Genomic DNA, 23,927 nt, shown 5'->3' with positions numbered 1-23,927 from the left:
GGAATCCGGAGTCGAACGGTGTCAGGCCGAGGGTGCGGGCGCGCCGGTCCGGCTCGCCACGCGCGAGGCGCCGCCGTTTCAGAACGGCAGGCCTGGCCACGCGGCCGGGTCGAAAACAGCGGCGCCTCCGCTTCAACCCCGCAACATATACGTTTCGTATTCCAAAGACATGAATTTGCGGTCGAGCACTTTCACTGCGGCCACCACCACGACCAGCAGCGCCAGCGCAAATCCATAGCCGTAGAAATCCGGTCCGAGCCTGAGCGTGATGCCCGTGAACACTCCGTTCAGCACCACGAAGGCGCCGGTGAGCCGCAGCACGACGCGCCGCCCGTCGAGATAGAAGAACACGTTGAGCAGCCCGAGCAGCAGCACCTGCAGACTCGCCGACACCACGTCCACCACCAGCAGCGGCATATACAGCGGCGAAATGCCCAGCGAGCCCAGCACGCGCTCGCCGAAGGCGATGATCAGCAGCAGCACGACCGCCTGCACCTTGATGATTTCGTACAGACCGGCCCGCACGCTGCCCACCATCATGTCGCGCATTTCGTTGATATGGCGCAGCGTCGCGCCGCTGCGCACGGCGTCGTAAAAGGCGTCGTAGTACTCGACGAAGTCCGCCTCGATGCGCACGAGGAAGGTCGCCATGCCGGGCATCACGCACACGTAGGCGATAAAAATCGGAATGTCGTAAATCACCGACGCGTGCAGCGGCCCGATAACCCGGGTGCCCGTACCCGGCGCATACCAGAACATGAACTTGTCGAGCCACACGCCGATGTTGAACAACAGGCCGACCAGCGCGAGGCTCGGATAGGCGAAGCGCCGCTCGAACACTTCGAACGAAACGAAACGCTCGCTGCGGTAGTTACGGTAGATCAGCCCCGACAGGCCGGCGAGCAGCACGATGTGCCCCGCCACGAACCCGCCGAGCAATCCGACAAGTCCATAACCATTCAACGCGAGCGCGAGGCACACCACGCACGCATAGCCCACGGCGAACACCAGCAGGATTTGCCGATACTGCTTCACGCTCGACAGAAAAATCACGGCGATCCAGATGTTGCTGACCACGACGAAGCCCGTAATCATCAGCAGGCGATAGATCAGCGGTTCCTCGCGGAAACCCACCAGCATCGCGATTACCGCGACCACGCCGGCGAGAATCGTCGACACCAGCACCACGCCGTTGTAGTTCGACAGCACGAGGTCGTCGCGCTTTTCGAACAGGCGGTCGGAAATGAAACGCGTGAACGACAGTTGCAGCGGCCCGGTGAGAATCAGACTGAGCGCGATCAGATAGGTGACCGACACCTGAAACTGCACGATCGCGAAAGTCGGGATCACCGAGGTGAGACTGATCAGCCCGATGATCAGGATACCGAAGATCGACAGGATCAGCGGACCGGAGCTGATCAGGCCCGCGTAGGCGTAGGCGCGCGCCACGCCGGTCAGCGTGTCGCGGCGCATGATCTTGCGCAATTCGAAGCCGATACCCGCCATCAGCGTGTCTCCTGCGATTGAACGGACTGCGCCGGCTGCACACGCGGCTCTGCCCTGGATTGAGTGCCGTGATGCATCGGGCAGCGCGCCGCGTCGGTGGCCGTGCCGTTGCGCTCGCGATCGGGCATGGCGGAGAGCCGGTCATACAGCGTGCGATAGCGGTCGATCATCTGCTTTTTCGTGTAGTAGCTGCGCACGCGCGCGAGTCCGGCCTGCTGCGCGGCATGCCAGCGGGTCTCGTCGGCGAGCAGCGACAGCACCGCCTGGGCAAACGCCGCCGGGTCCGCGAGTTGAACCACCATGCCGGCCGAACCGAGCGCGCGATCTTCATCATCCACACCTTCGATCAGCTGGCGGCACGAGCCCACATCCGTCGTGATGGCCGGCACGCCGGCCGCGAAGCCCTCCAGCACCACCAGCGGCAGCGCCTCGCTGATCGAGGTCAGCGCGATCACGTCCACTTGCGGCAGCATGTCGTCGATGCGCTGGAAACCGAGGAATTTCACATTGCGGCCGAGCCCGAGACTCTCCACGAGCGCGCGGCATTCGAGCGCGTAGGCGGGATCTTCCTCTTCCGGCCCGATGATCCACCCTTCCAGATTCGGCATGGTCCGCGACGCAATGAAGATCGCGCGAATGAAGGTCTTGATGTCCTTGATCGGCACCACGCGTCCGATCAGCGCCACCACGCGGTGCGAGCGCGGCTTGCGCTCGGCCACCAGCGGCCCCAGCGCGTCGACGTCGATACCGTTCGGTATGCATTGCGTACGCTCGGCACGCGCGCCGTCCGTGATCTGGCGCTGGCGGTTCGCCTCGTATAGCGCGACGATGTCGTCGGCGGCGTCGTAAGCGAGCTTGCCGATCGCTTCGAAGAAACGCACCCACAGCTCGCGGAAATAGCTGACGCGCGAAATATCGCGTTCGAACACCCCGCGGTTGTCGCGAATCCACTGGCTCTGCAGCAAGTCGATCTTGCGTTCCTTCGTGTAAATGCCGTGTTCGGAGACCAGCAGCGGGCGGCCCGTGCGGTAATGCATCAAGGCGCCGAGAAAGCCGCCATAACCTGTCGATACCGTGTGATAGACCTTCGCCGGCAGCAGTTTCTCGGCGACGCGCGCGAGTTGCCACAGCGGCTTGTGCATGATCCGCACGGTCCAGAAGTAGTCGGTAAACGACGGATCGGTACAGTACTTCTGATACTGATCGACAATGGTGTCCCACGCCGCGCGGCTCGACAGGAACTGTTCCTCGTTCAGCGCACCGTGTGCGCCGAGCATCGGGATCATGCTGGCCATCAGCTCGCCGGCGTCCCTGCCGTTGCGCGGATCGCGCAGCGCGTCGTGCAATGCCTGCGAGTGCGCGAAAGCGGCGGCGTCGCCGTCCACGGCACGCGGTTGAAAGTCCGCGACCGCCTGCTCGTACAGATAGTGCGTTTCGAGGTGAACGACGTTGTCCGGCAGCGCATAGGCAACCCCGGCGTAGTCCTGTTCCCGGCTGCCGATGAAGACAATCGCGAAACGGATCTCCGGGTACGAGCGGATCATTTCGTTGACCCAGCTCGACACGCCGCCACGCACGAACGGGAACGTGCCTTCCAGCAGCAGGCAGACATCGGCATCGGCGGCGCGTCGGATCGGGAGTTCTTTCATCATGACCAGTACTTCACAACCGGTTTGAGTGTGGGCAACGCGGCCGCGTTGCCCAGCGATGCGAGAAGCTGCGAGACACGAGCGTAGTCGCCGCGCAGGAAATCGGCTTCCGCGAGCCACGGCACCAGCCGCTCACGCGGGAAACCGAGTTCGAGCGCGCGCGCAATGTATTCGTGCGCGACATCGGGCAGCGCATTCGCCAGCGCGAGACGGCCGCGAATCAGCCACAGCGCTGCATCGGCCGGATCGGTTTCGAGTGCCGTCCGTGCGTAGCGATCGGCCTGTTGCAGCGTGTGGCGATAGACCGCGCCCTGAACGAGGTTCTGGTACACGAGTTCGAAATACAGCTCGGCCAGCATGCGGTTGAGCGCGTGCCGCTCGGTGTCGTTGCCAGTCGCTTCCAGTGCCTTGCTGGTCCGGAAGATCTTCTGCATGATTTCGTTTTCGGCGTGATTCAGCGTGCCGTAAGCGACCAGGCGAATGTCTTCGAGCGGATCGGCCAGCAACTCGCGCAGCAGCGTGCCGGTGGTGCGGGTGGGCATGCTCTGGATCGCCACGAGCGCCGACAAGCGGTCGGTGGGCGACACCTGGGTATTCGCGAGCCGCGCCTGCAAGCGCGCGCCGCCGCCGTGCGAAACGCGCGACACCAGATACGTGACGAATTCCGGGCGCGGCACGTCGGCGAGTTGATCGCTGTCCTTGCTGGCCGGAAAGAGCGCCGCCCAGATGCAGCTGCTCAGCACCACGAGGCCGCCGAACAGCGGCACGAAGGTGCAGGCGAGCCACAGGAACAGCAGCGAGAGCGCCCGGGGCTCGCGATAGTTCAGCGGCAGCCACGAGCGGAACGCGACGGCTTCGGCGAGTCCGGCCAACGCCTGCAGCGCGAAAAAGCGCAGCAGCGGGTCGATCGCGCCGGCCGGTTGCAGCAGGCTCGCGATCGCCAGGTATTGCACGATCACGGCCACCACGGCCGCCAGCGCGCCGACGATGAAAGAAAGGGTCTTAGACATCGAGGCCGCTTCGTTTGAGAAGGCGCATCAGCGCCGCGCCGGGCTCGTCGCCCTCCAGGTGGAGCGTATGAACACCTACGCGCGCACGCTCCAGGTCGGTGTTGAACTGCGCCGTCAGGCTGGCTTCGATCCGGGCCAGATAGCCGTCGATACCGGTCGTGTCGGTGGCGGGCATCAGATTCACCAGTACCGACTGCTTCGCCGTCTGCACCGGCCACATCACGTCGAGCGAACGGCGGCGGCGCATCACATGCTCGAACAGCGAGTCGCCCTCTTCGTCGCGCGGAAACGCCAGCGCGACGAGTGACGACGCTACCCCCGCCTTCTGCTGAAGACGCGCGAGGCGGCTCAGATCGAGCGCGAATTCGTACGGGCAATTCGGCACGCTGTCGAGAATGCGCTGCACGAAGGCGGAATGCTCGACGCCGTCGGCGTAATAACCGAGCAACACCAGCAGCAATTGCAGGTTGTCGAAGTTGAGCGACAGGAACGGCATGCGCTTGACGACGAGCAGCGCGCGCAGTTCACCGTCCGCCGACACCAGCGGCGCGCAGACCAGGTACTGGCTGACCGGCACGACCGTGTCTTCGTTCTTCAGATGCGCGACGCTCAGCGTGTTGAGCGCATGCATCACCAGTTCGTCGTGTACTTCGAGTTCGAACGGATCGCCGATCCGGCCGATCGCCTCGCTGTCGAGCTTGTTGTCACGCACCGGGTACAGCGCGGCGACTTCGATCTGGCAGGCCTGCGCGACGAATTCGAGCAAACCGCTCGCGCCGCCCAGCGGGTGCCCCTCTCTGGCAACCGCCGGCACGGCGAGCGCCGTCTCGCTGGAGACCGATAGCCGGCGCAATTCGGTAATCGAATCGCGCAGCGTGGTGGGCCGCGAAAGCAGATCCTTTTCGAGCCGCTCGTGCGACAGGCGCATCAGGTAGTGACTGTTGGTCAAAGCGACGAGACGGTCGTTCAGATAATCGTTCAGCGAGGACGCGCGTTGCGCGCGGCTGCCCCACGTGTCGCCGAAATGTCCGGCGAGAATCGTCTGGATCAGGCCGCCCGCGAAATACAGCGTGGGGAACGGGCCGCCATGCGGATAGAACAGCGCCCATGCGCCGAGTATGAAAGCCCCGCTCAGCAGACCGAGCAGGCTGCCGTACCGCAAGGCCACCAGCAACGACACCAGCCACAGCCACGGAAAACCGGCGCGCAACAGCAACGGGTCTTCCGGATGAAGCCAGCGGGCCACGGCCAGCACGACCAGCACGAGCACGACGGTCTCCACGATCGCAAACGGCCGCGCCACCGCGGGCGCCAGAAAGCGGCGCACACGTCCGAGATTGCCGAACGGATGCGCGTGGCGCGGTTTCGATGCGCCCGGATTGTTTTCCACGGCTGCGGTATTCACGGCCATTTCCTTTTCACATGTCGGGTGCCGGTTCGCGGCCCGTGTTTCGGGCGCCGGCCGGCAACCTTGGGGATAAGCTTACTGACGCGCTTGCAACGGCGACAGGACCCTGGCGATCAGCGAGGTCGCCACGCCCGACAGACCCGAGCGGCTCCAGCCCGTGCGCGTACCCGTCGCGCTCCACACCACGGCGCCGTTCGACACGTCGATCAGCTCGAAGGTCACGCCGACCACCGGCTCGCCGTCCACGCCCGTCTTGTAGCGCCATTCTTCGACCGCACCCGAGAGGACATAGCGGGCGTTCTGCGAACGCGCCCATTCCAGAGCCTTGTCGCCGTCGGCACGCTGCGTCGTGTCGAACAGCGAGTTGCGGTTCGAATCGGTCGGAGCGATGCGCACGTCGGCGATGCCGCCCGCGCGCAGTGTGTTGGCCGCGATCGATTCGGCGCTTTTGCCCGCATCCGGCGTTTCAGTGTAGTTGGCGATCGACACCACCGCCACCTTGTCGCCGCGCGCGAGCGCCGGGCCCGAAGTCTGGCGCACCGTGCCGCATGCGCTCACCAGCAGGGCCAGCGCGGTTGCCGCGACACACCAGGCGCTCGTACGAGCCAATCGTTTAATGCCGTACATGAAGAATTCTCCTTGGGATAACTATGCGAAATCCGGTTCAATAAAACCAGCTATAGCGAGCGCCGATCTGGGTCACCGGCGTGCCGAGACGCGAGACGCGCTGATGCGAGAAAAAGAGTGCCGCGTGATCGCCGCCGAACACCGTGCCCGCGAGGCCCAGACTGACTGACGGACCCCAGCCCTGGAGCGAGTCGTGCAGCACGCCGACGTCGAGGAACGGCCGCCACGCGCGCGTGTACTGATCGATCAGATCGTTGCCGAAGCCGAAGAAAGCGCCGTATTGCGAGTAGGTCTGCGGGATGAACGTCGACGCGCTGACCGGGCCGGCGCTCACGGGAATCAGCCGCGAAATCAGGCTGTCAGCCTCGCCGCTCGCGCCGTAGTCGCCATGCGCGCCGATCAGCCGCAGCGTGTAGTCCGGATAATCGGTGCGAATCTTGTAGCCGATTTCACCCGTCGACAGCACGCCGCTGCCAAGGTAATGCCGCGCCTGGCTGTAGAAGCGGTCGGCTTCCACGGTGCCGGTGGCATACACGTTCTGCGTCATGCGGTAGGTGATGGTGCCGCTGACGTTGTCCTTCATGCCGCCCACCAGCAACGCCTGCGACTCCCGCGCCGTCTGGTTGCGACCCGCGTTGAGCACCAGCGAGAGCGGCGAATTCCTGCCCCACTCCGCATCCAGCGCGACGCTGTAGAAACCGTCGAGCGCCTCGCGCCGGCCGGCAGTGACCATGAAGGCCGTGTCGTAGGTTTGCCGGCGTGCGAAGAATTCCACCGAACGGTCCACCGACGGCACGTTGACGAGCTGCGTGGTATCCGTCGAATGCTGGAAACGTTGCATGCCGTTCACGCCGATCATGTACAGATCGGCGATCTTGAGGCTGCCCGACAACGTCTGTTCGGTGTAATCGAGCGGATGTTCGACATAGCTGGTCACGCTCGTGTCGAGCGATTGCGGCCACGACAACGCGGTCTGCTCCAGACGGCCGTGCATTTCCGGATCGTTCGGCGCACCTTCGAGCCCCCGGAACGCGAGCTGTTCCGCCGAGCCCGGACGGTCCACCACGATCGATGCGTCGATGCGGTTATAGAGCGGCAGCCGGCTGCCCTGGTCGTCGAGCAGACGCTTCATCGCCGGCTTGTCGTTCTCAGCAAGCGCGATCGCGATCAACTGCTCCGACGGCTGGATCAGCACGTTGGCGTATTGGCGCGCGAGCCAGCGCCTCGCAAGCGGATTCGCTTCATGCGAGACCGCCCACGCCAGCGCGACGTCGCGTGCCACCGACGAAGTCAGCTTTGCCTGCTCCGCGGAGTCGGCCTTCGGCTGCGTCCGCGTCTGCGTGGGCGGCAAACCGGTCGTGTCGCCGAGCAACGTGCGGCGCGCAATCGGGTTGTCCTTGCGGCCGGCGTCGGTGGCGAGCAGATCGTTCAGGAATGCTTTCGACACGTCGGCGTTCTCGAAGATCGCCGCCAGCGCCACGCGGCGGCCCAGCAACTGCTCGCGCATATCCGCGCCCTGCGCGGTACGGGTGCGCAGCACCACGTGCGCCTGCGCGGCGTTGGCGCGAATCGCCGCCTCCTCGTCCTGCATCTGACGCCACACATTGCGGCGGATCGACCATGCGAGATCGGTGCGCCCCGCCATCTCCTGCGCTTCGGCGTAGGTGAGTTGCCAGAGCGGATCGCGCGACATCGAGGCGGTTTGCAGACGCAAATATTGCAATGCGGCTTCCGGCCGGTTCAGGCGCATCTGCGCGGCGGCCAGCGGCCCCCACAAAATTGCCGACTGCGGCGGCGCATCGCGCCATGCGGCGACGGCGGCGCGCAATTGCGCATCGCTGCCGTAGTCCACCAGCGTCCACAGCAGCGCAGCGCGCAGTTCCGGTGTCGCGCCGGGTAGCGCCACCGCGCGTTGCAGGTCGTGCAGCGCATCGAACGGACGGTCCACTTGCAGATAGTATTCGGCGCGCACGAGCAGGAACGCGGGATCGCCTTCGGCGGCCTTCAGTTCGTCGGGCGTCACGGTCTTCAGCAGCGCCTCGACACGGTCGTACTCCTCGGCGTCGGTGTAGTAGTGAATCGCGCTTTCGAGTGAGCGCTGGCTGCGATCGCGGCGGAACTGCAACTCGGAGGTGCGGGCCGCGTCGATCGGATAGGCGTCGTAGAAGTATGTCATCGCGCTCAGGTCTTCCGGCGCGGCCGCACCGCTCGCGAGCAGATGCTTGTAGGCGTCGTTGGCGATGTCGTCGCGTTGCAGCAGGCGGGCAAGCTGCGCGGCGTTGCGCCAGAACAGCACGTCGCTGTCTTTGGCATTCTTGCCGGCTGCCAGCAGCGCGTTCAGCGCGCCCTTGTAGTCGCCCTGGCGATACAGGATGCTCGCCGCGCCGAGCGCATATTGCGTGTTGCCCGGATCGAGCTGATGCAGCTTGCGATAATAGGCGAGCGCGTCCTCGTCGTGACCGGCGCGCTCGGCAAGCACCGCCAGACGCAGATCGATCGCCTCGGCGGGCGCGGTACGCTGACGGCCGCGCAAAAACGTCAACCCGTCGTCGGGACGGCCGAGACGCTCGTACGCGGCGATCACCGCATCGACCAGCTTGAGATCGCCGGGCGACGCGTTCGAGGTTTGAACCAACGCGGCCAGATAAGCGTTGTCGTCGTTGAGCATCGGCGCGAGACGCATGACGTTTTTCCAGCCGTCGGGATCGTGCGACGCCCGCGCGTAGGCGAGCCACATCTGCAAGGCGAGCGGCGACGCGTGATTCCATTCCGCCACCTGGGCAAGGCGCCGGGTCCACACCGTCGAGTTGGGATTTTTAGCGACCTGCCCGGTCGCGACGCGCTGCGCGTTCGCCAGATCGCTCGATTCCAGGAAGGACTGGTACAGCAAACCGGGGACGTCGCCGGAGGCCACCGCGGCGTTCGAGGCGGCCACGGCGGAAGCCGGCGCTGCGGACGCGGCGACGCTCGAAGCCGCCACCGAGCCGGACACGGGCACAACAGGCGCCGCCATCACGGACGCGGCCACGCGCACGACGCGCAGCGGCGGCACACCGGCCTTGCGCTCGCGCACGGCGCTGCGTGTTACGAGCGGGCCGTCCATATAGGCGATAGGCTCCTGCAACGCGTTTTCATTCGCGCGCTCGCGGAAGTAGGCGACGAGCCGCAGCGCGCCGTCCCGGTCCGGCTGGACTTGCGAGTATCCCGCCAGCGCCCGCGCGTAACGGTCGACCAGATCCGGGCGATGCGCCGCGCGCGCCAGGTTCAGCAGCACCACGAGCGATTCGTGATCGTGCGCGAACGCGGCGCCGTGCTGCTCGGCGGCAGCAAGCGCTTCATCGAGCAGGTTGCCCGACTGCAAGGCCTTGATGCCTTCGATAAAGCAGTAACGCTGCGCGGCAAAGGTCGCCGCACCCGCCTGCTGGCGGAACCAGCCGTTGGCCGCACCGCGATAGTCGCCGCCGTACATCGCGAAACGCACGACTTCGCGGTTCCAGCGCGCCTGTTGCGCCGGGTCCTGAGTCGCGAGGCGCGCATATAGCTGACCGGCGAGTTGCTGCGCATTCACCGCGGCCGCCATCTCGGCCAGCGTCTGCAGATCGGCGTTCGACCACGTCTGGTTGGCCGCATCGGCGAGCTGCGTGCGCAGGTGCGCGAGCGCCGGTTCGCGGGCTGCATCGCCGGCGGGCAGCGCGAAGGTCTCGCGCATGTCCACGGTCAGCAGCAGCAGTTGCGCCGAGCGCTGCATCTGCACATCGGGCATGGCCGCCATACGCGCGGCGATGCGCCGCGCGTCGTCGTCGCGGCCCAGGCGCACGTATTGCGCGCTAAGCACCGAGAGGAATTCCTCGTTATCCGGCTGCACGCGCAACCAGGCTTCCAGATACGCGGTACTCAGATTGCTCGCCTCTCTGGTTGAGGTCATGCGGCTGCGCAAGCCGCCGCGCGGGTGCACGAGATACAGCGTAATCAACACGACGCCCGCGAGCAGCAGGACGATCCACGTGGGCGCAATGCGCGGGCGATGATCAACCACAGGCGACCTCGACAGACTTGTAATTCAGCTTCTGTCCGACGTCGGCCGGCGTATCGAAACGCAGGAAATCACCGTCGCGACGGGTCGCGACAGGCTGATGGTTGACGCTGACCTTGCACTGCATCGCGTTCGCCAGCTTGACGAATGGCTGATAGTGGCCGGCGAAGTCGAAGCGCATGCCCTGCGGCGTGCGCTCGAAGTTACGCACGAAACCGTTGGCTTCGCCGATATACGGCGCGGTGTTGGCCCCGCCGATCGCGAAGCGGGCGCTGCCGTTGTCGATGTGGATGTAGGTGCCGTCGGGGCCGCTTGCGTAACCGGTCACGCCCGAAGACTTGTCCAGCGTCGGCCTCGTCGCCAGCGGCCAGTGCAGTTCCCGCACTTCGCCGTTGCCGCGCACCACCCAGTCGCCGCCTTGCGGACCCACCTCTTTCGCCACCGCGAAGTTGCGCCAGTCGAGCACCTTGCGGATGTACTCGGTCACGTAGATCGGCATGACCGGCTGCTTGAGGACCGTCGAGAAAATCTTGTCGAGCGAGCGCAGCGAGGCGACCTTGGTGCCGCTATACATGTGGTAATAAATGTCGATCGGCTTGAAACGCAACGGCTGATCGGTTAGATCGAAGGTTTCGAGTACGCGCGAGAAACCGTAGAACGGGCCTTGCCAATCATTCGTATAAACGTTTTCGTCCTGATTCGGGGCGTACACCTGATAGGCGTTCGGACCTTTGTCCACACCGATCGGCGCGATGTTGGTCCAGCTGCTGGCTGACCTGGTGATCACCGTGTCGCCGCCGTTGAAGTTGTAGACGCCCGCTTCGTAGACCTTGCGCACGACGAACGCGGGCGGCAGGCAATCGCCCGACCATTGCAGTATCACGGTCTTCTTATCGGGTGGCGCGAGACGCGAGTTGATGTAGTCGATCGAGCCCGTAATCTCGCGGTCGATGTTGAAGTGGTAGCCCGGAATGTTCAGCGAGAACGCCGCATCGCCACCGCCCCGATCCACCTGCGAGCCAGTCTTGCCGTCCACCTGCTCCCACTGGAACGGATGCGAATACGTGTGCGTGCCGATTTCGACGTACGGCAGCGCGAACATCTTGCGCGCGATCTGCTCGAGACGCGGCGAGATATCCGGATGCAGGCCCTTCGGACCCACTTCGCCCTCGATCACCGACAGCGTCATCGGCACCTGGTAGCGCGTGAAAATCTGCTCGTAGAGCGCTTCGCCGGAATAGTCCGGGCCGGGAAATTCGGCGCGCGAGGCGAAGCCGTCGCCGTCCACGTGGCTCATGAACAGACGCCGGCCGTTTTCGGTCGTGACGCTCGGCGACGGCATGTCCTGCAGATGCAGAGCCGCTTTCATGAAGGCCATCGGCTGAATCGCCCAACGTTCCTGCTCGATACCGTCGAGCGATGCAAGCGTGTATGGCGTGAGCGCATAGCCGCCCCACGGCGTGAGCGCAACCTGATCGACCATCACGCCGTTGGCTGAGACGCGTAGCAGCGGCGTGCTGTGCGGGCCCACGCGCAACGCTTGCAGATCGCGCGGCTCGGGCTTCGGATGGATCTCGAAGCCGACCATCGGGTCGTTCTTCGCCACCGTGAGCGGTGCGGACAGCGGGCCGCTCACCGCTTGCAGATCGAGCGCCGCGCCGGCCGAGCCGGCGGCGTCGAAACCAAACTGTTCGAGAAATGCGACCGGCACGTGCGCCGCCATGCGGGAAGTCACCCAGCGCTGCCATGCCTCGGGATCGGGCACCGCGCCGCGCTGAATCCACGCGACCACACCGGCGTAGCGATCGGGCGTGATGCCGTCGGGCAAACGCGTGGAGAAATCGGCGTACTCCACGTCGTAACCCATGTAATTGAGCGGCGTGGCGAGATCGCGCACGCCAGGGCTTAGATCGAGCGGCTCCTTCGTGTCGCGGTCCTGCACGATCAGAATCTTGCGCGGCAGCACTTCGATCCTGCCGATGCCGACCACGTCGCGCGCCCGGCTGGTGACATACGGCAGCATGCCGGCCGCGACGACGCGCGCCGCGGTCTCGCGCGCGCACTGCCGGTCGGTGCGCTCGCAATACTCCACGGACACGACGGGCACGCCGCTTTGCTGCGTGAACGCGCGCGCTTCGCCAATGCGTTGTGCGCGCAACGATTCCGGCACGTCGAGAAACTGGCCGCTGTCGTCCACACCGCGCACCAGCGACTCGCCCACCACCGCGTAGAGCGACTTTGCATACGGCAGCGCATTGCGCATGACGTCGGCGCCGCCCGCCACGAGGCGTGCGTCCGGATGCGCGTCGTGAATACGGCCGGCGGCGGCGACGGCCGCGGGCGTATCGAGCAGGAAGCCACGGTAGCCACGCTGCCACAGCGGTTCGATCTGGCTGGAGAGGAACGCTTCGGCCGAACCAGCGGACTCGGCGCCGTGTGTGCGTGCGATCCAGGTGGTATGAGCCAGCGGATGAGCCGCGGGATCAAAACCGGTGGCCGGGTCGACCACGACGGCGTCGAATGCCTGCAACTCGCCGACAGGCGGATTGGCTGCGTAAAAGAACGCGAGGTTCGGCTGTGAGGAAGCGGCGCCGGCCACCGCGGCAGCGGACTGCGATGGCGCGACTTCAGCATGCGCGAGAAGCGGCGCGATACCGGCCGTGCCGAGCATTACCGCAATCAAGGTGCGCGTGAGAAATTGTTCGACCGCACTTTCGACAACCCTGCAAGAGTCCCCGCCGGCGCGTGCCCGGGTCCGCTTCTTCATCGCCAAAATCTTTTCCCCGTTCTGTCTGAACGCGAGCGGCGTTATCCCGTGTGAAGAGATTTCCCGCTAGCTGATTTTTGAGCCAGCCTATTTTGCATTATTTACACGGCGCAAATTCGACGTTGCGCCGGCTGCGAAACCGACTTTTTGTTTGTTTCCTGTCAAGGCCGACGAAGATATCACATCATATGGGACGGTCTCAAGCTGACTTATGCCATTGGGCCATTCCGGACAGTTAAATAGTGAAAAACGCATCCGCTTGAATTCAAAAGCAAACGATTGCGCGCCCGGGGGCAAGGGATACTAACCGGCCCATTGCTGGAAAACCGATCCGTCAAGGGATTCGCGAATGTGTTGGAAAATCGCCGCATCCAGCGCGAATCAAACTCCGCTGAACACCAATCTTCCGATCAATAATCACCGGATAAAAATGCACTAACGTGCTTTTTTCTAAAAAAGTTTGATTCGGTTTAAATCGGGCAGACAAGACCGCGAGTGCGGCAACAAATACCGGAATGCAAAAAACGAAAATCATTCCGGGAAAGCCGGCAAGCGCACTCGCCTCAAACGCGGCAAAAATTAAACTGGTTCCTTAAAGAAAACTCAAGAGGATGCCGTTAGCGCAGTTTGGGCAAACCCGGAGCGATCCGGCGACGCAAAACTACAGAGACTTCCTTGCGAGAGTTTGCCAATTGCCCGCCGTATCCACGGCGGCCCAATCACGAGATGACGTCCGACATCGTGTTCGAAAGCACTGTGAAGCGCTACGCGAAATACCAGCCGATGAGCTGGCAACCCGGCTATCCGAAGAACTGCTTCGTGCACATGGTGTACGGCAGCGACTGCTGCGTAGCTGCCCGGCGTCGTGCAATACGCGAACACGCATGGCGCGGGCGGCGTGTATGTCACGTCGCTTGCCGGCGGCAATCCGTATAAGGCGCTGCCGCCCTACTGGAACGACGAAGCGGCGGACGCCGCCGCACCTTGACGGGCAGAGCTGCCGTCACTCCATCCCGCCCATTCACGCAATCCGCGCGGCCACTGCCCGGCGCATCTCATGCCGCGGGTGCTGGGCACACCTATTGCTGTATTCCGCTCGCCGGCAGATGCCCCGTCAAGGCACGCAGTGCCCACGACGAGTCGCCGTTTTCAGCTTCAATCCAGCAATCCATCGGTGGGAGGCCCCATGCTTCGATACGCTGCAATCTTTTTCATCATCGCGATCATCGCCGCGGTATTCGGCTTCGGCGGCATTGCCGCCGGCGCCACGGAAATCGCCAAGGTGCTGTTCTTCATCTTCGTGGTGATCTTCCTCGTCACCTTGCTGATGGGCGTGATGCGACGCTGACAGGCGCTTCGACATTCAGGCGGAGACAGGCCCCGGCACGACAGCGGCGCGCGCTTGCAATACCTGCCACATGGCATTGCAATTGTTGCTGGTTGTGCCGGGGCTTTTTGCGCTGCAATAGCGCCAGAACTGCTTTGACTTCGAACTTCAGTTGGTTCGCATGTGTGAACGCTTCGCCACATTGGACGTTCAGATCACACGCAACCATAAGGACAATCAATGGCCCTGGTCCGGGGCTTTGCATGCTTCGTTCGGGCACGCACATCGCCCGCGAAAAGCGGCACCGATCTCAATGAGGTCATCGACGCGCTGATCGATTCAGAAGTCGCTCAGCCCGTCGTCGCGTCCGCAAACTCCAACGCGAAATAATGCGCTCGATGCGAATTTCGCAAGCAGTCAGCGCCCGCGCGGGCGGCCGGAATCGTGGCCACGACCGAAGAGACACTCGCGCCTGCCACACCGGTTCGACCGCGAATTGCCGCAAGCTGGCGATATCGTCGCGCCGGTATAGCTCGCAAGCCGATTCACGATCCGGCGCATAGAGTGTCATCGTGCCGACGATGCGTCCGTTGCACGCCGCCACATAGCAATCGCCCCGCGTGGCGCGCAGCCGTGTCGTCTCGACGGTCTGATCGACGCATGTGCAATTGAGGCCCATCGCGCCGAGCGGCGTGAATGCGCGATGCAACAATGCCGTCAACGCGACGTACGAATCGCGCGCCGGATCGAAGCGGCGCAATTCGACGCGGCCCACGCCGTGACACACGTAGTCGATACGAACGGATTGTTGTGTCGTTGCACGTCGCTTCACGTTGAGCACCTCGCGGAATCAGGATGCCCGAAGTGTAGATTTCGCGTGGGTGCGTCTCAAGAAAAAATGTCGTAAAAACCCACGTAAAAAGAGCGGCCCGCGCATCATCCCGATGCGGACGAAACCGGCATGAGCGACGGCTCGCCTTCGCGCAGGCCGAGATGCAATTCCTCGCAGAGGAACGTTTGCAGGGTTTGCACGGCCGCTGCCTGTGCGCCCGGCACTTCGCGCGTGAAAAGCCCGAAGTCCGCGGTGGGCGCGTCGGGCAAACCATCGGCCTGGCCCAGCACGCGCATCGATTCCGAACGGATGTTGCCGTCGAGCAGCACCGACACGCCGAGCCCGGCTTCAACGGCGGATTGCACGGCCGGCAGACTGGTGCTGGTGCACACGATGCGCCACGCAATTCCCGCGCGCCGCAACGCCGCCAGAACCTGCTGCTGCCACAGACACGCACCGCCGAATGCCACCACCGGCAAAGGCGCCTCCACTTCCCGGCCAAAGCCGCGAGCGCCGACCCAGAAGAGCGGCTGCCGCCAGGTCAGCAGCGGCGCCGCGTCGACCAGCGCGGGATCGCCGACCACGACATCGAGGCTGCTGTCCGCGAGCCGGTTCGACAACGCGACACTGCTGTCGACCACGATTTCCAGCGCCACTTGCGGATAAGCAATCGAAAAGCGCCGCAGCGCGCGCGGCAAGCGACCGACCGCAATATCCTCCAGCATGCCGAGCCGCACGGTGCCGGACACCTGCCCGGCGCTCAGCGCGCGGCGCGCGTCGGCACCCGCGCCGAGAATCGCGTGCGCGTAGGGCAGCAGCAGATGCCCGGCTTCGGTGAGTTGCACACCGCGCGGCGAGCGGTCGAGCAAACGCTGGCCGAGTTCGTCTTCGAGCCGGCGCAATTGCATGCTCACCGCGGCCTGAGTGCGCGCGAGCCGCGTTGCCGCGACACCCATCGCCCCCGTCTCCGCCACGGTGACGAACGTGCGCAGCAAGCTGCTGTCGAGATCTCGGCTCATAAGGGTTCTTGAAGTGGGCATAAGAAATATCAAGTTATCTTAATACTGCCTGCACCGATAAGATAGCGTCAGCGAATTCCAATCGGGCACCAGGCCACCCCTATGCAGGACACGACCATTCAACCCGCGCTGACTCCCGCGCAGAACAACGCGAAGCCCGCCCGCACGGCGGCCGGGGCGGCATTGCTGTGCGTGCTGTCGATGTCGAGCGTGCAATTCGGCGCCGCGCTCTCCGCACCGACCATGGCCGCATACGGTTCGCTCAGCACCACGTGGCTGCGGCTGTGCTGGGCGGCCGTGGTGCTCGCCGTGCTGGTGCGCCCGCGCTGGCGGACCTACTCGCGCTCGCACTGGCTTGCGGCCGGCGTGCTCGGCGCGGCGATGGCCGGCATGACGTTGTGCTTTTTCGCGGCGCTCCAGCGTATTCCGTTAGGGCTTGCCGTCGCGATCGACTTTCTCGGGCCGCTCGCCGTGGCGACATTCGCGGTGCGCCGCGCGCGAGCGTTGCTCTGGCCCGCGCTGGCGATTGCCGGCGTCACACTGCTTTCGCGCGATCGTGCCGGCTGGATCGGCGAACCGCTCGGCGTGTTGCTCGCGTGCGGCGCGGCGCTCGGCTGGGGCAGCTATATCGTGTTGATGAAAAAGACCGGCACCCTGTTCGCGGGGCTCGAAGGACTGTCGGTGTCGCTGATCGCGGCGGCGCTCGCGGCCACGCCGTTCGGCCTGGCGCAAAGCGGGCTGCACGTGGCGGGCGCCCAGATCGCGGCAACCGCGGGGCTCGCGCTGCTGGTCCCGCTGCTGCCGTACGCGCTGGAAATGGTGGCGTTGCGCCACATGCCGGCCGCTTCGTTCGGGATCCTGATGAGTGTCGAACCGGCAATCGGCGCGCTGGCGGGCTTCGTCGTGCTGCATCAGCCAATGGGGGTTTTGCAGGTCGCCGGCACGCTGCTGGTGGTGACCGCGAGCGTCGGTGCCGTGGTCGCGACGCGCTGAATCGCGTTGCAGGACAGAGGCGGTGCACGCCCGTTGCAACGCGCGGCACTACGCTGCGCTCAGGCGATGTTTTCCGCTTCGTAAAGGCGCCGGCCCGCGGCATCCTTCGCGCCGAGAATCGGCTCGAAATCGATGGGCCATTCAATGCCGATGTCGGGATCGCTCCACAGAATGCAGCGCTCCAGTTCGGGAAACCAGTATTCCGTGGTCTTCCACAAACACTCGGCGACGTCGGACAGCACCACGAAACCATGCGCGAAGCCCGGCGGCACCCAGATCTGGCGGTGGTTGGCCGCGCTCAGATCCGCCCCGCACCACTTGCCGAAGTTCGGCGAATTGAGCCGCACGTCCACCGCAACGCCGAACACTTCGCCCACGACGACCCGCATGAGCCGCCCTTGAGGACGCTGCACCTGATAGTGCAACCCGCGTAACACGCCACGCACCGCGCTCGAATGGCGGTCCTGCACGAACTGGAACGCTTGCGAGACGTCCGCGATAAACTCGTCCTCGCTGAAGCTCTCGAAGCAGAAGCCGAATTCGTCGCAGAACACTTCGGGCTCGATGAGCTTTACCTCCGGCAATGCCGTCGCGATCACCTTGTTGCCCATGCCGCTGCACTCTCAAGAAGCCTGACCGGCGAAAACGCGGCCAACACGACGGCCGCGTCCAGTTCTCATCAGGCGCGCCGCTGCTGCCGGCACGGGCGCCTCCATGAATACTACGCCTGCGTCGTGATCCGGCTGCGGGCGCGATATTCGGTTGGAGACAACGCCATGCGCTTGCGGAAAATCTTCGCGAGACGATCGCCGTTGCCCGTTCCGCTGCGGCGAGCGATCTTGTCGACCGGCAATTCGGTTTCGGTGAGGAAGTTGCAGGCAATGCGCAACCGTATCTGCAACAGATAGTCCGAAGGCGTGAGCTGCATTTCATGCTTGAAGCGCCGCAGGAAATTGCGCTCGCTCATCGCCGCGACCTGCGCGGCGTCCGCTACCGAAACCGGGCGGTCGCAATTCGCTTCCATCCAGCGCGCCGCGGCACGGATTTTCTCGGCCACGCTGAGTGTGCCGCCTTCCGCCGGCAGCGGCACCCAGGTGGCCGCCATGCCGGGCATCACGCGATCGGCGACGCTGCGGGCAAGTTCAGCGCCAAGGTCGCGTTTGATGAACATGAGCGCGCTGCGCGCACAGTCATGACGATCATTGGACGCGCTGAGCGCGGACTCGCTCGTCACGCTGTTCAGATAACGGTTCACGTGCGGTGCGTCGTGATCCGACGGCCCCGCCGCTTCCAGGACGAGCCGCCCTTCGCCGATCGTTTCGATCGCGCGAGTGCGCGACTGCACCGAACGCAGCCAGCCGAGCACCCGCTCGTCGCGCGCAGCCACATGCGCACCGTAGCCGCCCGCGATGAACAGCACGTCGAAACCGCTGCCGAAGCGCGCGTCGATACGGTCAGTCCAGATGCGCGCGGAAGAAGAACTGGCGACGCTGCCGCCGTCCATTGAAAGGAATTGCACTTCGTAAGGCTGTTCTTCACCGGCTCCTGAGCCCGATAGTTCGTTGGCGGTCTGGAACATCTCCACCACCGTGCCCGGCCCGAGCAGCCAGAAACCGTCGAACAGCAACACGCCGATTCGCCGCGTTGCGCTACGCGCGCTCAGCGTGGGCGTATGCAGCCAGGTGATCCTCGCAGTATCAAGGTGCATGTGCGGCATGATATTTCCCCAGACTGTCGTACATTGTGGACCCCGATTCCGTCGGCGGCCGATATGAGCGCAATGATTATGAAAGTGGTGATTGCGAACTATGCCGCTTAACGGATTAAGCGTGATGTTAGCCGAACACCTCGCTATAGTAAATTTGAAAAACAAATACTATCGGGATTCGGAATGTATGAAGAAAACCATTATCCCGCGTTTCATATGTCTCACCCCGGCTCTGCCGTCGCGGCAGTGAATCATGCCGGCGCGAATTTTCCGCTTCAGCGCCGACAACGGCTTGCAGCCTTGCTTCCGGGGCATCATCACGCACGGCTTGCGCTTCTGTTAGGCGCGCGGCTTTGTGACCTGAGTGTGTCGCGGCGGCTGCCAGAAGTGTTTCAAACCTGAACTCCAAACCTCGCAGATAATGACCGTTCCATAGCGGCTTTATTCGCAAACCGGGAATTTAACGTCGGCACGAATGCCGCCCGGCCAGTATTTATAGAACCGATGCCGATTAGGGTTTTATAAACGCTTTTCTCGAACATCTAAAAACGTTTCTATATTGAAACATCGCGTATTTATACGTCTGACCTGAAAAAGTTTTTCCAAAGGAGACGGGCGCAATCTTCAGAGGATTACACGCGCCTCGCAACCCCGGCGCGCGTGAACGAAGCGCGGCCGGAGCGGTCCTCAGGCCGTCGGCGATTCGTCGAGCGGCGCGCGTTCGATCGTGGCACGGCGCAACCGCCGCTCCTCGCGCTTGCGATGCAGTTGCGCAAGCCGGCGCCGGCCGTGCGTGAGCGACGCGACCGCATGGAATGCGACCGGCGCGAATACCAGCCCGAACAGCGTGGCTGCCAGCACGCCGCCGAATACGCCGGTGCCGATCGAGCGACGGCTTTCGGCGCCCGCGCCGCTCGACACCACCAGCGGCACGACGCCGAGCAGAAACGCCGCCGAGGTCATCACGATCGGCCGGAAGCGCGCGCCTGCGGCTTCGGCCACCGCACGCGTCAACGGCAGGCCACGCTGATGCAGATCGCGGGCGAACTGCACGATCAGGATCGCGTTCTTCGCCGCGAGGCCGATCACCGTGATCATGCCGACCTTGAAGTACACGTCGTTGGGCATGCCGCGCAACAGCACCGCGGCGACCGCGCCGATCACGCCGAGCGGCACGACCATCAGCACGGCCAACGGGATCGTCCAGCTTTCATAGAGCGCCGCCAGCGCCATGAAGACCGCCAATAACGAAAGGCCGATCAGCAGCGGCGTGAGTTTCGCGGCCGCGGTTTCCTCGCGCGCCGCGTCCACCCAGTCGTACTGCACGCCGACCGGCAACGCAGCGGCGAGCCGCTCCATCTCCGCCATCGCCGCGCCGGAACTGTAGCCGGGCGCCGCGTGACCGCTCACGTCGAGCGACGGATAACCGTTGTAGCGTGTCAGCATCACCGGGCCGATCGTCCACTGGCGCGTCGCGATGGCCGAGAGCGGCACCATGCCGCCCGTCGCGTTGGGCACCGCGAGCGCCAGCAGGTCGTCTTCGGTCATGCGCGTGGCGGCGTCGGCGGCGATCATCACGCGACGCATGCGGCCACCGGCGGGGAAATCGTCGATATAGGTCGAGCCGAAGGTGCTGCCCAGCACGTCGGCGATACGATCGAACGACACGCCGAGCGCATACGCTTTTGCACGGTCGACGATCAGCTCGACGCGCGGCGCGTCGGGCAGGTCCTCGGAATGCACGGACGCCAGCACCGGACTCGCCCTGGCCTGCGTGAACAGTTGCTCGCGCGCGGCCTTCAGCGCGTCGAGCCCCACGCCGCCGCGATCCTCCAGACGGAACACGAAACCGTCCGAGTGCCCGACGCCCGGCACCGAAGGCGGTAATTGCGCCTCCACGTTGCCATCCAGAATCCTGTCGAACTTTGCATTGAGCCGGTCGCGCAGAGCGAGTGCGTCGACGTCGCGCTTGCCCCAGTCCTTGAGTTCGACAAAGCCCATTGCCACGTTCTGACCGCTGCCCGAAAAGCTCCAGCCAATCACACTCGTCACGTTGGCGATGGCGGGCTCCGCATGCAGAATCTTTTCCACGCGCTCCACCACGGCCAGCGTGCGTGCCTGGGTGGCGCCCGCGGGCAATTGCACCATTACCTGCAACTGGCCTTGGTCCTCGCTCGGCAGAAAACCGCCGGGCATCTGCCAGTAGAGCAGACCGCACACGCCGACCAGCACCGCGTAGACCGCCAGCATCGGGCCGATGCGGCGCAGCGTGCGCGCGGTCAAGCCGCGATAGCCACGCGCCGCACGATCGAAACCGGATGTGAAGCGGCTTGCCGCGCGCGCCGCGAAACCCAGAACGCCGCGGCGCGCATCACGTTGACGCACCGACTGCGTGTGCGCCTTCAGCAGATTTGCGCACAACGCGGGCGTCAGCGACAAGGCCATGAACGACGACACCAGCATCGACGCGATCATGGCCACCGCGAACTGCCGGTAAATACCGCCCACACCGCCGGGGAAAAACGCCATTGGCACGAACACGGCCGTCAACACCGCGGTCACGCCGACGATCGCCCCGCCGATCTGCGACATCGCCTTGCGGGTAGCCTCGCGTGGCGGCAGGCCCTCTTCTTCCATCACGCGGTGCACGCTCTCCACCACCACGATCGCGTCGTCGACGAGAATCCCGATGGCGAGCACGAGGCCGAACAGGGTGAACACGTTGATCGACAGACCGCACGCGTACATGGCGAGAAACGCGCCCATCAGCGTGACCGGAATCACCACGGTCGGCACCAGCGTGTAGCGCAGATCGCGCAGGAACAACCACATGACGAAGAACACCAGCACCACCGCTTCCGCGAGCGTGACGAGCACCTCGTGAATTGCAATCTGCACGAAATGCGCGTTGTCGAACGGGATCTCGATGGAGACGCCCGACGGCAATCCTTTCGACAACGCGGCAAGCCGCGCACGAATCGCATTCGACGTTTCGAGCGCATTGCCGCGCGGCCCGAGTTGAATCCCGACCGTCGCCGCGGCCTTGCCGTTCAGGCGCGAATAGAACGAGTAATTGTCGCGCCCGACTTCGACCCGCGCGACGTCGCGCAGGCGCACGGCCGAACCGTCCGGCCGCGCCTTCAGCACGATCTGGCCAAATTCGGCCGGCGAGATCAATTGCCCTTTCACGCTTACCGAGGCGGTGAGTTGCTGGCCCGGCACGAACGGCGCGTCACCCAGCGTTCCGGCCGTGACGGTCGCATTCTGCGCGGCAATGGCGGCGTTCACTTCGGCGGCGCCGAGGCCGTATTCGCGCAGCTTCATCGGATCGAGCCAGATGCGCAGCGCTTCGTCCGCGTCCCAGAGCTGGGCCGAGCCCACGCCTGGCGCGCGCTTCAGTTCGCGCAACACGTAGCGGCTCAGGTAATCGCTCAATTGCACGGAGTCGCGCGTGCCGTCCGTGGAGGTGAGCGCCACCAGCATCAGGAACGTGTTGGCCGCCTTGAACACGCTGATGCCCTGCTGCACGACCTGCTGCGGCAAGCGCGGCTCGACCTGCTTGAGCCGGTTCTGAATGTCCACCAGCGCGAGATCGGGATTGGTGCCGGGCGCGAAGGTCGCGTCGATTTCGAGTTCACCCAGGCTGTCGCTCGTCGTTTCGTAGTACAGCATATTGTCGGCGCCATCGAGACTTTCCTCGATGATGCTGCCGACGTTGGCGTCCACGACTTCGGTCGAAGCACCCGGATACGTGGCGGAGATCACGATGCGCGGCGGCGCAAGACGCGGATACTGCGACACCGGCAGTTGCGGAATAGCCAGCGCGCCCGCCACGACAATGGCGAGCGCGACGATCCATGCGAAGACCGGGCGGTCGATGAAGAAAAATGGCACTCAAAGAATCCGTTCAGTTTGTCTGGAAGCGCGGAGCGTCGACGAGGCGTGCCATATGCAGCACGTCGGCCAGCACGCCGTCGCGCAAGGCAAAACCGCGTGAAGCACCTTCTTCGACAAAACCGGACTTGCGATACAGCGCGATGGCCGGCGCGTTGTCCGAAAACACCGTGAGGTCGATGCGGCGCAAACCGAGCGCCGCATCCGCGCAATCGATCAGGCTTTGCAGAAGCGCAGAGCCGACGCCGCGGCCATGATACGCATCGTGCACCGCGAGACCCAAATGCGCGCTGTGCGAGCGGCTCTGCGCGTGAATCTCCAGGCTGGCGTGGCCGACCACCCGCTCGCCGATCACGGCGCACACATTGACGCCGGTCTTGAGGCGCCGCTCATACCATGCCGCGAGTTGTTCAGGACTGCGATAGCCGACCGACAGTGTGCCGCGCCGCACGCCGGGCAAGCTCATGATCTCGGCGAACGCCTCCATGTCCGACGATTCGAGCGCGCGCACCATAATACATTTGTAATGTACGGGCGCGTCCGGCAACCTTGTTTCGTTCATGGTCTTATTCCACTGCGACACGGGTGGCTGAAGGTGGCGACATCCAGGGCGCCGGCTCGCGCAGACGCGCCATGAAATAGCAGTCGATCAGCACGCCGCGGCGTAATACCGCACCGCGTTGACGCGCTTCAGCCTCGAAGCCGAACTTGCGATAGAGCGCGAGTGCCGCGTGGTTGTCCGTGTAGACATGCAACTCGACGCGGCGCAGGCCGAGCCAGTTGTCGGCGAGATCCAGCAACTCGGCCATCAACGCATGACCGATGCCGCGCCGCTGCCATTCGTCGTGAACACCGATTCCAAGCGACGCGGCATGCGCGCGGCGTCCCTTGAAAGGACTGAGGCTCGCCTGTCCGACCAGCGTCTCGCCGACCGTCGCCGCGATCGCGACTCCGGGCGCCTCGAATTTTTCGAGGTACTCCCGTGTGCTGGCGCTGGTACGAAACGGCACCTGCGGATTGCCGTTCATCGCCAGGGGCATTTGCAGCATGGCGTGAAACTGTTCCGTGTCCGCCACGCGCAATGCGCGCAGCGTCAGTCCCTCGGGCAAGCCGCCGGGTTTTGATTCTGTTTTTTCCTGTCGATCCATAGGCAA

General features: G+C 64.4%; 17 protein-coding genes. 3 read left to right on the top strand and 14 right to left on the bottom strand.

Going from position 1 to position 23,927, the window contains the following annotated elements:
* Positions 1 to 132: 132 nt before the first annotated feature.
* The 7 genes from pelG to BXE_RS07255 form a co-directional block, all read right to left on the bottom strand.
* Positions 133 to 1,506: an exopolysaccharide Pel transporter PelG gene (pelG, locus tag BXE_RS07285; protein WP_011487722.1), complete on the bottom strand. Its 1,374-nt coding sequence runs from the start codon at positions 1,504 to 1,506 to the stop codon at positions 133 to 135.
* Entirely contained in the window at positions 1,506 to 3,158 is a 1,653-nt protein-coding gene (gene pelF, locus BXE_RS07280) for a GT4 family glycosyltransferase PelF (RefSeq protein ID WP_011487721.1), read from the bottom strand. Before pelF ends, pelG begins: the two co-directional genes overlap by 1 nt.
* The gene (locus BXE_RS07275; protein ID WP_011487720.1) at positions 3,155 to 4,165 is read right to left on the bottom strand and encodes a hypothetical protein; all 1,011 of its coding nucleotides are present in this window, start codon (positions 4,163 to 4,165) and stop codon (positions 3,155 to 3,157) included. The genes pelF and BXE_RS07275 overlap by 4 nt, the downstream gene beginning before the upstream one ends.
* Positions 4,158 to 5,570, bottom strand: coding sequence for a PelD GGDEF domain-containing protein (locus tag BXE_RS07270; protein ID WP_038458112.1), 1,413 nt, complete (start codon positions 5,568 to 5,570; stop codon positions 4,158 to 4,160). Before BXE_RS07270 ends, BXE_RS07275 begins: the two co-directional genes overlap by 8 nt.
* Before the next feature lie 78 nt (positions 5,571 to 5,648).
* Entirely contained in the window at positions 5,649 to 6,200 is a 552-nt protein-coding gene (locus BXE_RS07265) for a hypothetical protein (RefSeq protein ID WP_011487718.1), read from the bottom strand.
* 37 nt (positions 6,201 to 6,237) lie between these two features.
* Positions 6,238 to 10,236: a tetratricopeptide repeat protein gene (locus BXE_RS07260; RefSeq protein ID WP_011487717.1), complete on the bottom strand. Its 3,999-nt coding sequence runs from the start codon at positions 10,234 to 10,236 to the stop codon at positions 6,238 to 6,240.
* Complete coding sequence (locus BXE_RS07255; RefSeq protein ID WP_011487716.1) at positions 10,229 to 13,000, bottom strand: sugar ABC transporter; 2,772 nt, start codon at positions 12,998 to 13,000, stop codon at positions 10,229 to 10,231. Before BXE_RS07255 ends, BXE_RS07260 begins: the two co-directional genes overlap by 8 nt.
* Before the next feature lie 865 nt (positions 13,001 to 13,865).
* Here BXE_RS07255 and BXE_RS43965 point away from each other — a divergent pair.
* Positions 13,866 to 13,988 (top strand): spherulation-specific family 4 protein, encoded by a 123-nt coding sequence (locus BXE_RS43965; RefSeq protein WP_233518804.1) that lies wholly within the window; start codon positions 13,866 to 13,868, stop codon positions 13,986 to 13,988.
* Between the two features lie 198 nt (positions 13,989 to 14,186).
* Entirely contained in the window at positions 14,187 to 14,348 is a 162-nt protein-coding gene (locus BXE_RS43960) for a DUF1328 domain-containing protein (protein ID WP_007182451.1), read from the top strand.
* 298 nt (positions 14,349 to 14,646) lie between these two features.
* Here BXE_RS43960 and BXE_RS07245 read toward each other — a convergent pair whose 3' ends face one another.
* Together BXE_RS07245 and BXE_RS07240 are read right to left on the bottom strand one after the other, a co-directional pair.
* Entirely contained in the window at positions 14,647 to 15,159 is a 513-nt protein-coding gene (locus BXE_RS07245) for a hypothetical protein (RefSeq protein ID WP_011487713.1), read from the bottom strand.
* Between the two features lie 104 nt (positions 15,160 to 15,263).
* Positions 15,264 to 16,178: a LysR substrate-binding domain-containing protein gene (locus BXE_RS07240; RefSeq protein WP_038456519.1), complete on the bottom strand. Its 915-nt coding sequence runs from the start codon at positions 16,176 to 16,178 to the stop codon at positions 15,264 to 15,266.
* A 102-nt stretch (positions 16,179 to 16,280) separates the two neighbouring features.
* Here BXE_RS07240 and BXE_RS07235 point away from each other — a divergent pair, with 102 nt between their 5' ends.
* Positions 16,281 to 17,171, top strand: a complete 891-nt coding sequence (locus BXE_RS07235; RefSeq protein ID WP_011487711.1) for an EamA family transporter — start codon at positions 16,281 to 16,283, stop codon at positions 17,169 to 17,171.
* Positions 17,172 to 17,230: 59 nt separating this feature from the next.
* Here BXE_RS07235 and rfbC read toward each other — a convergent pair whose 3' ends face one another.
* The 5 genes from rfbC to BXE_RS07210 form a co-directional block, all read right to left on the bottom strand.
* On the bottom strand, positions 17,231 to 17,782 hold the full coding sequence (rfbC, locus tag BXE_RS07230; RefSeq protein WP_011487710.1) for a dTDP-4-dehydrorhamnose 3,5-epimerase: 552 nt from the start codon (positions 17,780 to 17,782) through the stop codon (positions 17,231 to 17,233).
* Positions 17,783 to 17,892: 110 nt separating this feature from the next.
* Positions 17,893 to 18,888: a GlxA family transcriptional regulator gene (locus BXE_RS07225; protein ID WP_011487709.1), complete on the bottom strand. Its 996-nt coding sequence runs from the start codon at positions 18,886 to 18,888 to the stop codon at positions 17,893 to 17,895.
* Between the two features lie 678 nt (positions 18,889 to 19,566).
* Positions 19,567 to 22,773, bottom strand: a complete 3,207-nt coding sequence (locus tag BXE_RS07220; RefSeq protein ID WP_011487707.1) for a multidrug efflux RND transporter permease subunit — start codon at positions 22,771 to 22,773, stop codon at positions 19,567 to 19,569.
* A 13-nt stretch (positions 22,774 to 22,786) separates the two neighbouring features.
* Entirely contained in the window at positions 22,787 to 23,335 is a 549-nt protein-coding gene (locus BXE_RS07215) for a GNAT family N-acetyltransferase (protein WP_011487706.1), read from the bottom strand.
* 4 nt (positions 23,336 to 23,339) lie between these two features.
* A complete protein-coding gene (locus tag BXE_RS07210) occupies positions 23,340 to 23,921 on the bottom strand; it encodes a GNAT family N-acetyltransferase (protein ID WP_011487705.1) in 582 nt (193 codons plus the stop codon).
* Positions 23,922 to 23,927 lie beyond the last annotated feature (6 nt).

Source organism: Paraburkholderia xenovorans LB400 (assembly GCF_000013645.1).
GTDB lineage: Bacteria > Pseudomonadota > Gammaproteobacteria > Burkholderiales > Burkholderiaceae > Paraburkholderia > Paraburkholderia xenovorans.
This window is presented reverse-complemented; position numbering and strand designations above follow the sequence as displayed.

Bases quoted from the DNA above. Each gene is read 5' to 3' on its own strand.
- BXE_RS07235 (WP_011487711.1), top strand. From the start codon at position 16,281: ATGCAGGACACGACCATTCAACCCGCGCTGACTCCCGCGCAGAACAAC.
- BXE_RS07215 (WP_011487706.1), bottom strand. From the start codon at position 23,335: ATGAACGAAACAAGGTTGCCGGACGCGCCCGTACATTACAAATGTATT.
- BXE_RS07265 (WP_011487718.1), bottom strand. From the start codon at position 6,200: ATGTACGGCATTAAACGATTGGCTCGTACGAGCGCCTGGTGTGTCGCG.
- pelF (WP_011487721.1), bottom strand. From the start codon at position 3,158: ATGATGAAAGAACTCCCGATCCGACGCGCCGCCGATGCCGATGTCTGC.
- BXE_RS07240 (WP_038456519.1), bottom strand. From the start codon at position 16,178: ATGAGCCGAGATCTCGACAGCAGCTTGCTGCGCACGTTCGTCACCGTG.
- pelG (WP_011487722.1), bottom strand. From the start codon at position 1,506: ATGGCGGGTATCGGCTTCGAATTGCGCAAGATCATGCGCCGCGACACG.
- rfbC (WP_011487710.1), bottom strand. From the start codon at position 17,782: ATGGGCAACAAGGTGATCGCGACGGCATTGCCGGAGGTAAAGCTCATC.
- BXE_RS07210 (WP_011487705.1), bottom strand. From the start codon at position 23,921: ATGGATCGACAGGAAAAAACAGAATCAAAACCCGGCGGCTTGCCCGAG.
- BXE_RS07255 (WP_011487716.1), bottom strand. From the start codon at position 13,000: ATGAAGAAGCGGACCCGGGCACGCGCCGGCGGGGACTCTTGCAGGGTT.
- BXE_RS07225 (WP_011487709.1), bottom strand. From the start codon at position 18,888: ATGCCGCACATGCACCTTGATACTGCGAGGATCACCTGGCTGCATACG.
- BXE_RS07275 (WP_011487720.1), bottom strand. From the start codon at position 4,165: ATGTCTAAGACCCTTTCTTTCATCGTCGGCGCGCTGGCGGCCGTGGTG.
- BXE_RS43960 (WP_007182451.1), top strand. From the start codon at position 14,187: ATGCTTCGATACGCTGCAATCTTTTTCATCATCGCGATCATCGCCGCG.